Here is a 13,836-nt window from a genome sequence, read left to right on the forward strand (position 1 = left end):
TGCTACTGCAGCGACTTGACCTCGCACTGCGCGTAGTCTGCGCTGGCCTTCACGTAGGCATTGAGCTTCTGCAGGTAGCCTTCGGCCAGAGGCCGGAAGGCCTGGAGCTGAAGGTTGTAGGCCTTGATCGCGTCGTTGTAGCTGTAGGCCTCCCAGCCTGGGCAGCCGCCCTTGGCGTCGAGGCAGGCGGGCTTCTGCGGCAGCGCCGGCTTCTGCGGCCTCAGTGCGGCCGGCGGTGCCTCCGGAAGCGGGCAGGCCGCGAGCGCCGCGACCGGGCTCAGGACGATCGCGAGGGCGACCGAAGATCGGCGCAGACGGCGCAGACCGCGCATGGGGCAGGATCCTCCTCGGCCCGCCGACGGGCCGCGGCAGGTTCTGGGCCAGGGCCGGGGCCGGAACAAGGCGGCTACTCGGCGGGTGCGACGCGCCGCGGGCGATCCGGCCGGACCGCCTCCGCCCTGCGGGTGCCGGCCTGCCCGCGAACCAGGTTGACCACCGGCAGCAGCAGCCCGACCGCGAGCACCCACCAGGCCGGGCGGATCACGTCGGAGAAGTCGAGGTTGGCGCCGAGCACGAGGTCGGCGGGGATGCCGCTCTTGAAGCCGTACCACGCCGCCTCGAGGCCCGCCGTGAGCAGGCCGGACCCGACCGCGAGCAGCAGCAGCGACCACGGCCGCATCGGCAAACGGACACGTTGCATCAGGCGCCAGCCCATCAGCAGGACGAAGAGGCCGGTCCAGAACACCGGGTCGGACACGTCGATCTTCGATTGCAGGAAATAGTGCAGCAGCCCGAGGATGCCGATCGCGTAGACCAGCTTGTGCAGGTGGTTCCAGCCCTGCCCCATCCGCCGGATCGCGGCATCGGTCGAGGTCAGCCCCAGCGCGACCAGGCCGAGCAGCGCGACGAAGCCGATCGTCAGGTAGAACCGCAGCGCGATCTCCGACACGACCTTGGCGAGGTCGAGGTTCTGATCGACCACGTAGAGCGCGAGGTGGGCGAGCGCGTAGGCCGCCGCGGTCACGCCGAGCATCCGGCGCAGGACGATCAGCTTGGGCCAGTTCGCCACGCGCCGGAGCGGCGTGACCGCGAGCGAGGCCAGGAGGAAGCGGATCGTCCACTCGCCGGTGCCGTGGATCAGCGCCGTGATCGGCTTCGGGCCGAGCGCGTTCAGGGCGTAGGCCGCAGCGAGGTAGACGGCCGGCGCCACGACGAGGACGAAGGCGGCGAGCTTCAGGCGCGAGGGGCGCCCGGCGCGGTCGAGCCAGGGGAGCGGCAGGGATTGGATCATGGATGGGCTTCGCATCGGATGTCGGGTTCGGATCGCCGCTCGGCGCGGCCTGATCGTGGCGGGGCGTCCGCCGGGACCGGGGCCTCCACCTCGTATTCGCCGTGGTCCGGTTCCGGTTACGCGACCGCCAGATTCCGAAAGGCGCAGGAACGGTTGACCGGGCGCGGCCCGCACCGAGATAGCGCGGACCCGCACGACGCAGGAGTCCCACCGATGCAGTATCGCACGCTCGGCCGTTCCGGCCTGAAGGTCTCGCCGATCTGCCTCGGCACGATGATGTTCGGGGATGCCACCGATGAGGCCGATGCCAGTCGCATCATCGCGAGCGCCCGGGAGGCGGGCGTGAACTTCATCGACACCGCCGACGTGTACAATGCCGGCCGTTCGGAGGAGATCACCGGCCGGGCGATCGCGGCCGACCGGCATGCCTGGGTGCTCGCCACCAAGGTCGCGAACCCGATGGGCCACGGCCCGAACGACCGCGGCCTGTCGCGGGTCCGCGTGCTGCGCGCGGCCGAGGAGAGCCTGCGCCGCCTCGGCACGGAGTTCATCGACGTCTACTATCTCCACAGGGAGGACCACGCGACGCCGCTCTGCGAGACGGTTCGCGCGATGGAGACCCTCGTCCGCCAGGGCAAGATCCGCCACTTCGGCGTCTCGAACCACCGCGCGTGGCGCATCGCCGAGATCTGCCGGCTGTGCGACGAGGCCGGCATCGACCGGCCGGTGGTGAGCCAGCCCTACTACAACGCCCTCAACCGCATGCCCGAGACCGAGCACCTGCCGGCCTGCGACCATTTCGGCCTCGGCGTGGTGCCCTACTCGCCGCTGGCCCGCGGCGTGCTGACGGGCAAGTACGATCCCGACGCCCCGCCGCAGGCCGACACCCGCGCCGGGCGCCAGGACGCGCGGATGATGCAGACCGAGTGGCGCCCGGAATCCCTGCGCATCGCCCGCACCCTGAAGGCCCATGCGGAGGGGCGCGGGCTGACCGCCGGGCAGTTCGCCTTCGCCTGGGTGCTGAACAACCGCGCCGTCACGGCGGTCATCGCCGGGCCGCGCACGCGGGCGCAGTGGGACGACTACCTTGGCGGCCTCGGCTACGCCTTCACCGACGCGGACGAGGCGCTCGTCGACGGCCTCGTCGCCACCGGCCATCCCTCGACGCCCGGCTACAACGACCCTGCCTACCCGATCGAGGGACGCGTGCCGCGCAGCGGCGGAGGCGCATAAAGCGCGCGGGGCGTCCGGGATTGGCGCAGGACGGCACGGTGCCCTCCGGGGCCGCTTAAAGGTCGATTCACGCACGCGCCTCTAGCGTCACGGTCGATCCCGCGTTCGCGTCCTTCGAAGTGCCATGCCCCCATCCGTCGAGGTCGCGCCGGACCTGTCCGGGCTGATCGAACTGTCCCGCATCGCCCATCTCGACCTGAAGCCCGTGATACTGCGGGTGCAGACCGACCTGTTCGTGCAGGCGGCCAACCGCGACCGGGCGCAACTGGAATCCTTCGCCGCGCTCGCGGGCGGCCTCATCCCGATCGTCGACGAGAGCACCGCGATCATCGTCGCGGAGAAGCTCGGTCCGTTCGCGGACACCCCCGTGTCGGTCCTGGCCAAGCTTGCCGCCCGCGGCGGGCGCGTGCGCGACATCGTTGTGCGCTCGGCGCGTGCCCTGACGCCCGGTCTGATCGAGGCGGCGCTGGCTGACGGCACCGACATCGGCGCGGCGATCGCCGCCCGGCCGGGCCTCGACCGCGCCACCGTCGCCGAGCTGTCGCGGCGCGCCGATCCCGCGATCGACCGCGTGCTCGCGGGCAACACCGGCCTCGTCCTGCGCGGAGAGAGCGTCGGCCACCTCGTCGGCCGGGCCCGCGCCGACCCGGACCTCGCGCGGCTGCTGCTGGCGCGCCCGGACCTCTCGGCCGGCGAGCTGGCGCCGCTCTACCTGCATGCCGACCCGACCCGCCGCGAGGCGATCCGCGAGACGGTCGCCGCGACCGCGGCCCTGCGGCCCTGCCCGCCGCCGCCGCGCGACCTCGGCGGCATCCTGATCGGGCTGTCGGCCGCCCGCGACGTGCCGGGCTTCATCCACGCGCTCGCCGACGGCCTGGGGCTCCCGGAGAGCTTCCTGCGCGCTGCCCCCGATGCCGGGACGCGCTACGACCTGCTCACCCTCGGGCTGCGGGCCGCCGACCTGCGCGAGGAGGAGGCCGTCTACGTCTTCCTGACGCTGGACGAGGCGGTCTCGCGCTCGGCCGAGCGGGTGTTCGACCTCGTGCGCCTGTTCCGCACCACGGAGCGCGCCGCCGCCCGCGACCTGCTCTCGGCCATCCTCGACCGTCCCTTGCGCGAGCGCGCCGCGAGCGCCGAGGCCCACCGGCCCCACCACGCGCCGGACGGCGCCAAGGTGCGCCAGACCGCGGTGGAGCGGCCGCCCGTCCGACCGGCGCTGCCCGGCCGCGCCCGAAAAACCTCCTGACGGGTCCTCAGCCCCGCACGACGGCGCGCAGCAGGTAGACCATCGCGGTGAAGGCGAGCAGGCTGCAGGCGTAGAAGCCGACGAACCAGATCAGGCGCCGGCCCTTCCGGACGGCCTTCTCGCCGACGGCCCCCTCGCCGCCGGCGTCGGGGGGCCGCGCGCCGGTCAATGTCCGTAGCCCCCGGCCCCGATGTCCTCGGCGACCTTACCCCGAAACACCCAGTAGGCGTAGGCCGTGTAGGCCAGGGTCGCCGGCATCACCACCGCGTAGCCGACCAGGGCGAACTGGAGCGCGCTGACGGCGTTCGCCGCCTGCCAGATCGTCATCGCGGGCGGCACGATGAACGGGAACAGGCTGATCGTCAGGCCGAGGAAGCCGAGCAGGAACAGGGTGATCGCCAGGAGGAACGGCGCCACGTCGCGGCCGGCGTCCAGCGACCGCAGAAGGCGCAGGCACACCAGCGCGGTCACCACCGGCACCGGCGCGACGTAGAGGATGTTCGGGAACGACAGCCAGCGGTCCTGGATCGACAGGCCGAGGAACGGCACCCACAGGCTGACGATCGCCATCGAGAGGATGGTGCCGGCGAGGAACTGCTTGCTCTTGCGCCGCGCCCAATCCTCCAGCTCGCCCGAGGTCTTCATCACGCACCACGTGGCGCCGAGCAGGCCGTAGCCGCAGACGAGGCCGATCCCGGTCATCACGCTGAAGGGGGTGAGCCAGTCGAAGGTCCCGCCGGCGAACCCGCGGCCCTCGACCTTGAAGCCCTGCACGAAGGCGCCGAGGACGAGGCCCTGCGCGAAGGTCGCGGCCAGCGAGCCGTAGTGGAAGGCGTAGTCCCAGACCGGTTGCGACCGGTCGGCCTTGAACCGGAACTCGAAGGCGACGCCGCGGAAGATCAGCGCGATCAGCATCAGGATCAGCGGCAGGTAGAGGGCGGGAAGCAGGATCGCGTAGGCGACGGAGAACACCGCGAACAGCCCGCCGCCGCCGAGCACCAGCCACGTCTCGTTCCCGTCCCAGATCGGGGCGACCGAGAGCATCATCCGGTCCCGCCAGTTGCCGCGGCGCGCGGCGGTGAACAGGATGCCGACCCCGAGATCGAACCCGTCGATCACGACGTACATCGCGACCGCGAGGCCCAGGAGCCCCGCCCAGACCAGGGGCAGCCAGAACGCGGCGCCTTCGTACGCCATGCCGAACCCGAACATCGCCGAACGCCTTCATCGCACCGCCCGACCCGTGCGGGCCCATGACGGAGCTAGAACACGCCCGCGCGCCAGGGCCAAGCCCGGCAACCGGGACCGCTGCCGGCCGTCAGTGCGGCTCGGCGCCGCGCCAGGGTGCTCTGCGATCGGTCTCGGCGAGGGTGTCGCGGGAGGCCGAGGCACCCGCGCGCCGCCGGAGTTCCGCCGCCGCAGTGCCGACGAGGTGCTGGCGGGCATCCGCCGACATCGCGCTCCAGGCGGCCGAGAGGCCGCGCGCGGCGTCCGCCGGGCCGTTCGGCATCGCGGGCAGGCTCCCCACCGCGGCCGGCACCGCGTTCTCCGCCGCCGCGGCGAGCTCGGCGATGCCGCCGCGCGCGCCCGTGGGCGAGCCGGGCCCGCCGCGCATCGATGCGAGGTAGGACAGGGTGCCGATCACCAGCGCCGCGCGCAGCAGGAACGACATGAGGGGAGCTTCCGGAGCTGCCGTGAGACGGGGGCCGCAGGATCGCGCGGATTTCCTGAAGCCGTCGTCACCCGAGCCCGGAAATCCGTCGCGATGGTGAACGGCCGGGGCCGGTTACGATGCGGAAAGCATCCTGGTCATCGCCGGGCCACCCGCAACACTCATTTAAGCCGCCTCTGCGACGGTCCGTCCCTAGTCGTTCGAAGTCGAACCGGGGGGCGCGAAGGCCACGAGGTCCTTGTGCGCTGCGTGTATCAGTTTTGCGTATCCGACATGTCATGCCCGCGCTCCTCGACGCCCGCCTCGCGAGCTTCGTGCACGAATCCGCGATCGACGACGCCAACCTGCGGTTTCGGCACGAGCGGTTCCTCGTCTCGCGGCTCGCGACCGGCGGGTTGATGATGGCGGGGCTCCCCCCCTACCTGCTCTGGCGGGGCGTACCCTCCGGCATCGAGGTGCTCGCGGTCGCGAGCCTGTTCCTGCCGGTGCTGGCCGCCGTGATCCTGTCGCGCACCGGCTCGCTGTGGATTGCCCATGCCCTGTCATCGGCGGGACTGACCGGGCTGGTCGTCTGCCTCGCGGGCCTCACCGGCGGCGTGCATTCGGCCGCAACCGTCTGGCTCGTCGCGATCCCCCTCGAGGCGGTGGTGTCCGGCTCGAAGCGGGCGACGGTCGCCGCCGCGCTGCTCGCCGCCGCCGGCGCGCTGGCCGTCGCGCTGACCGGATCGTGGAGCGTCCCGGCTCCGCCGATGGGGCTCTCGGCCTCGGTCGCCATGCCGGTCTTCGCGATCACCGCCATCGGCCACGTCGCCGCGCAGGTGCTGGAGCAGATGCGCAACGAGGGTCAGTGGCACAAGCGGCTGCGCGACAACGAGGCCCGGGACCGGATGCTGCTCTCGGCCATCGACGACCTCGTCACGTGGCACGACGCCAACGGCCGGGTGGTCGAGGCCTCCGCCTCCGCGGAGAGGCTCGTGGGCACCGACGCGCTGCGCCTGCGCGGCCACGGCCTGCTCGAACGCATCCACGTGGCCGATCGCCCGGCTTTCCTGCAGGCGATCAGCGACGTCGCGGCCCGCGGTCGGCAGGCGACGATCCAACTGCGCCTCCACGTCGATCCCGCCGCGCGGCAGCGGGACGGGGCGCGGCTGATCCACGCCGAGATGCGTGCGCACCGGATCGAGCGCGGCCCGTCCTCGGCCGCAGGCGTGGTGGCGGTGACCCGCGACGTGACCGAGCACCGCCGCCACGCGGAGGAACTGGAGCGCGCCCGCGCGGAGGCCGAGCGGGCCGACGAGGTGAAGAGCCGCTTCCTCGCCAACGTCACCCACGAACTGCGCACGCCGCTCAACGCCATCATCGGCTTCTCCGAGGTGCTCGCGGGCGAGGGTGCGATGGTCCTGCCGCCGGAGCGCGCCCGCGAGTATGCCGGCATCATCGGCGCCTCGGGTCAGCACCTGCTCGGCGTGGTCAACACGCTCCTCGACATGAGCCGGATTCAGAGCGGGAACTTCGACTACGCGCCGGAGGCGATCGACGCCGCCGCGATGGTGCGGACCTGCTGCGACCTGATGAAGCTGAAGGCCGATGCCGCCGGCGTGGCGCTGAGTCCGGCCATCGACGCCGGCGCCGTCGAGATCACGGCCGATCCCCGCGCCTGCCGCCAAGTGCTGATCAACCTGATCTCGAACGCGGTGAAGTTCACGCCCGCGGGCGGGCGCGTCGAGGTCTCGCTGCGCCGGACCGCGACGGGCCTCGACCTGATCGTGGCCGATACCGGGATCGGCATCCGGGAGGCCGACCTGCCGCGCCTCGGCACGCCGTTCTTCCAGGCCGGGACCGGCGGCTACAAGCGAACCCACGAGGGCACGGGGCTCGGCCTCTCGGTGGTGCAGGGCCTCGTCGGCCTGCACGGCGGCGCGATCGGCGTGGAGAGCGCGCCGGACGCGGGCACGATCGTCACGGTCAGCCTGCCGCGGGCCTGCCGCCCGGCCGATGCCGCGGCGAACCCGGCGCCGATGACGACGCGGGTGCGCCGCGCCGGCCCGGCGCTTGGCCCGGTGGTCCACCTGCCCCTCGGCCTGTTCGACCCTGGGCCGACGGTCGTGCGGGAGGCGGAGGACGGCTCACGCCTCCGTCGCGCCGGCTGAACCCACGCACGTGACAGACAGGATGCCCGAGATGCCCGACCATCGCGAGATCACCGTCGCCGGCGAGGCCCGGAGCGCCCGGCCGGCGGGCCAGGCGCGGCGCCGGAGCGCCGATCGTCCGGCGCCGGGGTCCGAGTGGCGCGCGGCCCTCGGCGCGCTCGTGGCCGGGACGATCCGCGCCTGCCGGCGCAATCCCGGCGGCATGATCGGAGGCGCGGTCGCGCTCGGGACGGTCGTCGTCGTCTCGATGAACGCCCTCGGATTCCAGGTCGGGCGCCACCCCGCCCCGATCCTGCCGAAGGTCGCTGTCCGGCAGGGCGCGGCTGCGGCCGTCGCGCCGGCGAAAGCCGCCGAGGTGCCGGCGAAGGCGCCGGTCAGAATCGTCGAGGCGGCGGGCGCGCCGGCGCGGGACGCGATCGGCGACCTCATCCGCTCCGACGAGACCACGGCCTCGGTCTCGCCCAAGTCGCAGCCCCCCGCGAAGGTGCAGGCCTCGGTGATGCAGGCCCAGCGCGCGCTGACCAAGCTCGGCTACGGCCCCCTGAAGGCCGACGGCGTGATGGGCGCGACCACCCGGGCGGCGATCGAGAAGTTCGAGCGCGACCGCAAGCTGCCGGTGAAGGGCGAAGCCTCCGGCCGAACCCTGCGCGCGCTGGCCGCCAGCTCGGGCCTGCCGCCGGCCTGATTGCATCCGCCGCCGGCCTGGACCATCCCGGAGCGCGTTCGAATCGGGAGCAACCATGGCGCGCCTGCGCTCCGACTTCTGGGTCTCGGCCCACCTGCGGCGGCTGGGCGTCGCGGGCATCTCCGCGGTCCAGCGCCGCCGGGGCGCGGCGGAGGCCGGCGCGATCTTCGTGAAGGTCGATCGCCTCGACGGCAGCGCCGACCTCTACGGGCCCGCGCCGCAGGCATTGTTCGAGGCCGACGATGCCGGCGGGCGCCGCTTCAGCCCCATCCTGTCGGGCGGCACGCCGCTGGACGCGGAGGAGCGCCTCGCCAAGGAGTTGCGCTTCGATTCCGACCTGTGGATCGTCGAGATCGACGACCGCGCCGGCCGGCACTGCCTGGAGTTGGCCGAGTAGTCCTACGCGACCGCGCCGGCGAGCCGTCCGGCCGCCCGCGCGCGCCCGATCAGCGGCAGCAGGCCGGCGAGGTCCGGGCCGTGCTCCAGACCGGTCAGCGCGAGGCGCAGCGGCATGAACAGCGCCCGGCCCTTCGCGCCCGTCCGCTCGCGGACCGCGAGCGTCCAGGCCTTCCAGGTCTCGGGGCCGTAGGGCTCCGGCGGCAGGGTCTCCAGCGCGGCGGCCGCCACGGCGGCGTCCGCGATCACCGGCGTGACCGGCCCCGCGACGACCCGCCACCAGTCGCCGGCCTCGGCCACCTTCAGGAGATTGGCCCGCACCGCGAGCCAGAACGGCTCCGCCACGGCGTCCGGGACGCCCAGCGCCTCCAGGCGGGGCTGGGCCTCGGCGTAGGGCATCGCGTGCACGAGCCGCGCGTTGAGGCCGTCGAGCTCGTGCGGATCGAACTTGGCCGGTGCCCGCGAGATGCCGGCGAGATCGACGAGGCCGGCCAACTCGTCCATGGACGCCACCGCCCGCACGGCCTCCGCCGAGCCGGTCAGCACCGCCAGCGCGCGCACGGCGGCCGGCTCGTAGCCGGCTGCGCGCAGGCCCCGCAGGGAGAGGTGGCCGAGGCGCTTCGACAGCCCCTCCCCATCCGCGGTGGTGAGCAGGTTGTGGTGGCCGAACACCGGGATCGCGGCGCCGAGCGCCTCGAAGATCTGCACCTGCACCCCGGTGTTGGTGACGTGATCCTCGCCGCGGATGACGTGGGTGACGGCCAGATCCGCATCGTCGACCACCGACGGCAGGGTGTAGAGGTAGCTGCCGTCGGCCCGGATCAGCACCGGGTCCGAGAGCGAGGCGCAATCGACGTGCGCCGGCCCCCGCACGAGGTCGTCCCAGGCGACCGTGCGCGGTTCGAGCTTGAAGCGCCAGTGCGGAATGCGCCCTTGCGCCTCCATCTCGGCCCGTTCGGCCGCGGTCAGGGCCAGGGCCGCGCGGTCGTAGATCGGCGGCAGGCCGCGGCCGAGCTGACGCCTGCGCCGCCGCTCCAGCTCGTCGGGCGTCTCGTAACAGGGATAGAGCCGCCCGAGGGCCTTGAGCCGGTCCGCCGCCGCGCCGTGGGCCGCCGAGCGCTCGGACTGGCGCGCGCGCAGGTCCGGCACGATGCCGAGCCACGCGAGGTCCTCCTCGATCGCCAGGGCGAAGACCTCCGTCGAGCGCTCGCGGTCGGTGTCGTCCAGGCGCAGCAGGAAGCGGCCGCCGTGGGTCCGGGCGAACAGCGCGTTCAGCAGCGCCGGTCGGGCGTTGCCGATGTGGAGGTAGCCGGTGGGCGACGGCGCGAAGCGGACGAGCGGGGACATGCGGGTCCTCTAAGCATCAATTGCTCTCGCCGACCACAGGCCGGCATCGACGCCTCGGCGTATCGAAGGTGCGCGCCGCCGCATCGCGACGCCTGTTCGGCGCCTTGACGCGGCGACGCGGGCGGTCCTAGAAGGCCCTCGCTCGGGACGGCACGCTTCGGCGGGGATCGTCTCGGGTCGCGGCGCTCATCGACGCCCGCTCGGTTCAGGACGGTTAGCACAGCGGTAGTGCGTTCCCTTCACACGGGAAAGGTCGCAGGTTCGATCCCTGCACCGTCCACCATCCTGCCCTCCTGATCGCAGCCATGGCGGCAGGCCCCGTGTCCGGGATTGCTATCGTCGAAGGCGCGGCGCGGTTTGCCGCTCCATCCGCGATGGACGTGGCGTCCGATCAGCCGCCGCTGGCCGTCCGGAACGTGTCGCAGGCCTTGGTCTGGCCGCTCTTGTACCCGTTCATGAACCAGCGCTGGCGCTGCTCCGAGGAGCCGTGGGTGAAGGAATCGGGGACGGCGTAGCCCTGGCTCTGCTTCTGCAGCTTGTCGTCGCCGATGGCGCTCGCCGCGTTCATCGCCTCCTCGATGTCACCCTGCTCCAGGGAATTGTACTTGTCGTTCGAGTTCTTCGCCCAGACGCCGGCGAGGCAGTCGGCCATCAGCTCGATGCGGACGGAGAGGGAGTTCGACTGGCCCTGGCTCGACGCCTGCTGCTGGCGCGCCTGGACCTTGCCGAGGATGCCGAGCACGTCCTGGACGTGGTGGCCGACCTCGTGGGCGATGACGTAGGCGTAGGCGAAGTCGCCCTTCACGCCGAACTTGGTCGACATCTCCTTGAAGAAGCTCGTGTCCAGGTAGACCTTCTTGTCCAGCGGGCAGTAGAACGGTCCCATCGCGGCCCGGGCCGAGCCGCAGCCGCTGCGGGTGCCGCCGGTGTAGAGCACCATCGTGGTGGGCGTGTACGGCTTGCCGGTCTGGTTCGGCAGGATCTGGCTCCAGACGTCTTCCAAGTTGCCGAGGATCTTCGACGCGAAGCGTCCGCTGTCGTCGGTGGGCGCGGTCCGCCGCCGCGACTCGGTCTGCGGGTTCGCCTGCTCCTGCTGCTGGCCGCCGCGGTTGAACTGCTGGGCGCCGCCGAGGAGGATCGCCGGGTTGATGCCGGTGACCCAGCTCACGATCAGGATGACGACGATCGTGCCGATCCCCAGGCCCCCGGCGCCCCCACCCGGAAACCCGATGCCTCCGCCGCCGCCCTCGCCGCGGCGATCCTCGATGTTGTCGGAACTGCGGAAGTCGTCCCAACGCATGCTCAGCCGCCCTGTTCTCAGCCGTCCTCGGCCTCAAGCCGTCCATCGACGGGCCGGACTGTAATGGCGCGGCCGGGGAGGCGGTTCCGCGCCGACGGTCAAGCCTTGCCGTCCAGCGCCGCGCGCAGCAATCGGAAGTCGCGCCACGCGAGCCGCTTCTGCACCGGCTGGCGCAGGAGGTAGGCCGGGTGGAGGGTGGCGAGCGCCCGCACCTCGCGGTTCGGGAGCTTGTAGGGGTAGAACCGTCCGCGCGCCTTGAGGATGCCGTCCTTGGTCCCGGTGATCGCCTTCGTCGCCGGGCTGCCGAGACAGACGATGATGTCGGGATCGACGAGCTCGATCTGCCGATCGAGAAACGGCCGGCAGATCGCGAGTTCTTGCGGCGTGGGCTCGCGGTTCCCCGGCGGGCGCCACGGCACGACGTTGGCGACGTAGGCCAAGGTCCGGTCGAGACCGATCGCCGCCATCATCCGGTCGAGCAACTGGCCGGAGCGCCCCATGAACGGCTTGCCGACGCGGTCCTCGTCGGCGCCGGGCGCCTCGCCGATGAACATCAGCTTGGCCGCCGGGTTGCCGTCGGCGAAGGCGAGGTTCTTGGCGGTGAACTTCAGCGGGCAGGCGTCGAAATGCGCGAGCAGCGCCTCCAGCTCTTCCAGGCTGTTGACTTCACGGGCGCGGGCGCGGGCGTCCATGGCAGCCTCCTCCGGCTTGGCCGCGGCCGACTGCCCATAAGTCCGCGGTGCGCCCGACCGGGCGGGGGGCGCTTCGTGCCGCGGCGGCTCCGGGCGAGCCGCCGGCTTCGCCCCGCGCGATGCGCCGCGACGCAGGGCAGGCGCCGCCGTCTCGGGCTCGCGGAAGCGGTCGTGCGGCGCCTCGTCGAGGGCAGCGTCGACACCGGCCTCCACGTGGAAGTCGAGGTAGGCGATCAGGTCGCGCTGCGCGTCCGTTTGCGAAGTCATAAGCGGTCATGTGGGGCACGGTTCGCCCGTGGACAACACGCGCCCGAGCCTCACGAAAGGCCGCAGGGCGGGACCGCTGAAACGCACCGCTTGCATTCCCACTCTGGAATGGGTTGAGAACGACACCGAAGGGATCGTCGGCCGCGCGCCGACGATCGGCGCCCCGGTCGGGCGCATAAGAAACGAGGGCAGGAGACCTCCAGCGATGGCGTTACCCGAACGCGAGGGCATGGATTTCGACGTGGTGATCGTCGGCGCCGGGCCGGCCGGGCTCAGTGCGGCCATCCGCCTGAAGCAGTGCGCGGCCGAGGCCGGCGACGAGATCAGCGTCGTGGTCGTCGAGAAGGGCTCGGAGGTCGGCGCGCACATCCTCTCCGGCGCGGTCGTCGATCCGTCCGGCCTCGACGTCCTCGTGCCGGACTGGCGCGACGATCCGGACCGGCCGCTGAAGACCGCGGTCGAGCGCGACGAGTTCATGTTCCTCACCCGGAACAGCGGCGTGCGCATGCCGAACCTGTTCTTCCCGCGTCTGATGAGCAACCACGGCAACTTCGTCGGCTCGCTCTCCAACGTCGCGAAGTACCTCGGCGCCAAGGCGGAGGCGGTCGGCGTCGAGATCTATCCGGGCTTTCCGGCCTCGGAGGTGCTCTACGACGATCGCGGCGTCGTGGTCGGCGTCGCCACGGGCGATCTCGGCATCGCCAAGTCCGGCGCGGCGCGCGACGACTTCACCCGCGGGATGGAGCTGCGGGGCAAGTACGTGGTCTTCGGCGAGGGCGCGCGCGGCTCGCTCACCAAGACGCTGATCGACCGGTTCGGGCTCAACAAGGACAGCGACCATCAGAAGTACGGCCTCGGCGTGAAGGAGCTCTGGCAGCTCAGCGACGCGAAGTTCCAGCCGGGCCTCGTGCAGCACACCATGGGCTGGCCGCTGCCGAACAAGGCCGGCGGCGGCTCGTGGCTCTACCACTTCGACGACAACCTGCTCTCGGTCGGCTTCGTCACGCACCTGAACTACGAGAACCCGACGCTGTCGCCGTTCGACGAGTTCCAGCGCTTCAAGACGCACCCGATGATCCGCGAGGTGTTCGAGGGCGCCAAGCGCATCGGCTACGGCGCGCGCGCCATCATGGAGGGCGGCTGGCAATCGGTGCCCAAGCTCGTGTTCCCCGGCGGTTGCCTCGTCGGCGACTCGGCCGGCTTCGTCAACGTGCCGCGGATCAAGGGCTCTCACAACGCGGTGCTCTCCGGGATGCAGGCGGCGGATGCCATCGCGGCGGCGCTCAAGGCGGGGCGCCAGGGCGACGAGTTGACCGACTACGACGCGGGCTGGCGCGACAGCCCGATCGGCACCGATCTCAAGGCCGTGCGCAACGTCAAGCCGCTCTGGTCGCGGTACGGGACGCTCGCGGGCGTGGGCTTGGGCGGCCTCGACATGTGGGCCAACACGCTGCTCAACACCTCGCTGTTCGGCACGCTGGCCCATGGCAAGCCGGACTACGCCTGCACCAAGCCGCTCTCCGAGGTGACGCCGATCGTCTACCCGAAGCCCGACGG

At 72.1% G+C, this 13,836-nt stretch carries 14 protein-coding genes and 1 tRNA gene; 7 read left to right on the plus strand and 8 right to left on the minus strand.

The window, feature by feature from the left end; all coding sequences use genetic code 11:
• Window positions 1-2: 2 nt before the first annotated feature.
• A complete protein-coding gene (locus ACFE8Y_RS06690; protein WP_375463615.1) occupies window positions 3-332 on the minus strand; it encodes a hypothetical protein in 330 nt (109 codons plus the stop codon).
• 74 nt (window positions 333-406) lie between these two features.
• A complete protein-coding gene (locus tag ACFE8Y_RS06695) occupies window positions 407-1,291 on the minus strand; it encodes a sulfite oxidase heme-binding subunit YedZ (protein WP_375463616.1) in 885 nt (294 codons plus the stop codon).
• 213 nt (window positions 1,292-1,504) lie between these two features.
• On the opposite strand from ACFE8Y_RS06695, the gene ACFE8Y_RS06700 reads away from it, so the two are divergent.
• Entirely contained in the window at window positions 1,505-2,524 is a 1,020-nt protein-coding gene (locus ACFE8Y_RS06700; RefSeq protein WP_375463617.1) for an aldo/keto reductase, read from the plus strand.
• Window positions 2,525-2,648: 124 nt separating this feature from the next.
• Window positions 2,649-3,770, plus strand: a complete 1,122-nt coding sequence (locus ACFE8Y_RS06705; protein WP_375463618.1) for a DUF2336 domain-containing protein — start codon at window positions 2,649-2,651, stop codon at window positions 3,768-3,770.
• Between the two features lie 7 nt (window positions 3,771-3,777).
• Here ACFE8Y_RS06705 and ACFE8Y_RS06710 read toward each other — a convergent pair whose 3' ends face one another.
• The 3 genes from ACFE8Y_RS06710 to ACFE8Y_RS06720 form a co-directional block, all read right to left on the minus strand.
• Window positions 3,778-3,939 carry a hypothetical protein gene (locus tag ACFE8Y_RS06710; RefSeq protein ID WP_375463619.1) on the minus strand — a complete coding sequence of 54 codons (162 nt, stop codon included), beginning with the start codon at window positions 3,937-3,939 and terminating at the stop codon, window positions 3,778-3,780.
• The gene (gene cydB / locus ACFE8Y_RS06715) at window positions 3,936-4,982 is read right to left on the minus strand and encodes a cytochrome d ubiquinol oxidase subunit II (protein ID WP_375463620.1); all 1,047 of its coding nucleotides are present in this window, start codon (window positions 4,980-4,982) and stop codon (window positions 3,936-3,938) included. The genes ACFE8Y_RS06710 and cydB overlap by 4 nt, the downstream gene beginning before the upstream one ends.
• Before the next feature lie 106 nt (window positions 4,983-5,088).
• Window positions 5,089-5,442, minus strand: a complete 354-nt coding sequence (locus tag ACFE8Y_RS06720) for a hypothetical protein (protein ID WP_375463621.1) — start codon at window positions 5,440-5,442, stop codon at window positions 5,089-5,091.
• 278 nt (window positions 5,443-5,720) lie between these two features.
• Between ACFE8Y_RS06720 and ACFE8Y_RS06725 the strand changes: the two genes are divergently transcribed.
• Genes ACFE8Y_RS06725 through ACFE8Y_RS06735 form a run of 3 tightly spaced genes read left to right on the plus strand, consistent with a single transcriptional unit; the run spans window position 5,721 to window position 8,674 of the window.
• Complete coding sequence (locus tag ACFE8Y_RS06725) at window positions 5,721-7,592, plus strand: ATP-binding protein (protein WP_375463622.1); 1,872 nt, start codon at window positions 5,721-5,723, stop codon at window positions 7,590-7,592.
• A 31-nt stretch (window positions 7,593-7,623) separates the two neighbouring features.
• The gene (locus ACFE8Y_RS06730; protein WP_375463623.1) at window positions 7,624-8,277 is read left to right on the plus strand and encodes a peptidoglycan-binding protein; all 654 of its coding nucleotides are present in this window, start codon (window positions 7,624-7,626) and stop codon (window positions 8,275-8,277) included.
• 55 nt (window positions 8,278-8,332) lie between these two features.
• Window positions 8,333-8,674 carry a DUF1491 family protein gene (locus ACFE8Y_RS06735; protein WP_375463624.1) on the plus strand — a complete coding sequence of 114 codons (342 nt, stop codon included), beginning with the start codon at window positions 8,333-8,335 and terminating at the stop codon, window positions 8,672-8,674.
• 2 nt (window positions 8,675-8,676) lie between these two features.
• On the opposite strand, the gene ACFE8Y_RS06740 is transcribed toward ACFE8Y_RS06735, so the two are convergent.
• Entirely contained in the window at window positions 8,677-10,020 is a 1,344-nt protein-coding gene (locus tag ACFE8Y_RS06740) for a glutamate--tRNA ligase (protein WP_375463625.1), read from the minus strand.
• Window positions 10,021-10,228: 208 nt separating this feature from the next.
• Between ACFE8Y_RS06740 and ACFE8Y_RS06745 the strand changes: the two genes are divergently transcribed.
• A tRNA-Val gene (locus ACFE8Y_RS06745) sits at window positions 10,229-10,303 on the plus strand.
• Window positions 10,304-10,411: 108 nt separating this feature from the next.
• Here the strand turns inward: ACFE8Y_RS06745 and ACFE8Y_RS06750 are convergent.
• Together ACFE8Y_RS06750 and ACFE8Y_RS06755 are read right to left on the minus strand one after the other, a co-directional pair.
• Window positions 10,412-11,320, minus strand: a complete 909-nt coding sequence (locus ACFE8Y_RS06750) for a neutral zinc metallopeptidase (protein ID WP_375463626.1) — start codon at window positions 11,318-11,320, stop codon at window positions 10,412-10,414.
• 98 nt (window positions 11,321-11,418) lie between these two features.
• A complete protein-coding gene (locus ACFE8Y_RS06755; RefSeq protein ID WP_375463627.1) occupies window positions 11,419-12,279 on the minus strand; it encodes a uracil-DNA glycosylase family protein in 861 nt (286 codons plus the stop codon).
• A gap of 205 nt (window positions 12,280-12,484) precedes the next feature.
• On the opposite strand from ACFE8Y_RS06755, the gene ACFE8Y_RS06760 reads away from it, so the two are divergent.
• On the plus strand, window positions 12,485-13,836 hold a 1,352-nt coding region (locus ACFE8Y_RS06760), incomplete at its 3' end, for an NAD(P)/FAD-dependent oxidoreductase (RefSeq protein WP_375463628.1).

Source organism: uncultured Methylobacterium sp. (assembly GCF_964242245.1).
Classification (GTDB): domain Bacteria; phylum Pseudomonadota; class Alphaproteobacteria; order Rhizobiales; family Beijerinckiaceae; genus Methylobacterium.

Bases quoted from the DNA above. Each gene is read 5' to 3' on its own strand.
- ACFE8Y_RS06750 (WP_375463626.1), bottom strand. From the start codon at position 11,320: ATGCGTTGGGACGACTTCCGCAGTTCCGACAACATCGAGGATCGCCGC.
- ACFE8Y_RS06700 (WP_375463617.1), top strand. From the start codon at position 1,505: ATGCAGTATCGCACGCTCGGCCGTTCCGGCCTGAAGGTCTCGCCGATC.
- ACFE8Y_RS06735 (WP_375463624.1), top strand. From the start codon at position 8,333: ATGGCGCGCCTGCGCTCCGACTTCTGGGTCTCGGCCCACCTGCGGCGG.
- ACFE8Y_RS06730 (WP_375463623.1), top strand. From the start codon at position 7,624: ATGCCCGACCATCGCGAGATCACCGTCGCCGGCGAGGCCCGGAGCGCC.
- cydB (WP_375463620.1), bottom strand. From the start codon at position 4,982: ATGTTCGGGTTCGGCATGGCGTACGAAGGCGCCGCGTTCTGGCTGCCC.
- ACFE8Y_RS06705 (WP_375463618.1), top strand. From the start codon at position 2,649: ATGCCCCCATCCGTCGAGGTCGCGCCGGACCTGTCCGGGCTGATCGAA.
- ACFE8Y_RS06740 (WP_375463625.1), bottom strand. From the start codon at position 10,020: ATGTCCCCGCTCGTCCGCTTCGCGCCGTCGCCCACCGGCTACCTCCAC.
- ACFE8Y_RS06720 (WP_375463621.1), bottom strand. From the start codon at position 5,442: ATGTCGTTCCTGCTGCGCGCGGCGCTGGTGATCGGCACCCTGTCCTAC.
- ACFE8Y_RS06690 (WP_375463615.1), bottom strand. From the start codon at position 332: ATGCGCGGTCTGCGCCGTCTGCGCCGATCTTCGGTCGCCCTCGCGATC.
- ACFE8Y_RS06755 (WP_375463627.1), bottom strand. From the start codon at position 12,279: ATGACTTCGCAAACGGACGCGCAGCGCGACCTGATCGCCTACCTCGAC.
- ACFE8Y_RS06725 (WP_375463622.1), top strand. From the start codon at position 5,721: ATGCCCGCGCTCCTCGACGCCCGCCTCGCGAGCTTCGTGCACGAATCC.
- ACFE8Y_RS06695 (WP_375463616.1), bottom strand. From the start codon at position 1,291: ATGATCCAATCCCTGCCGCTCCCCTGGCTCGACCGCGCCGGGCGCCCC.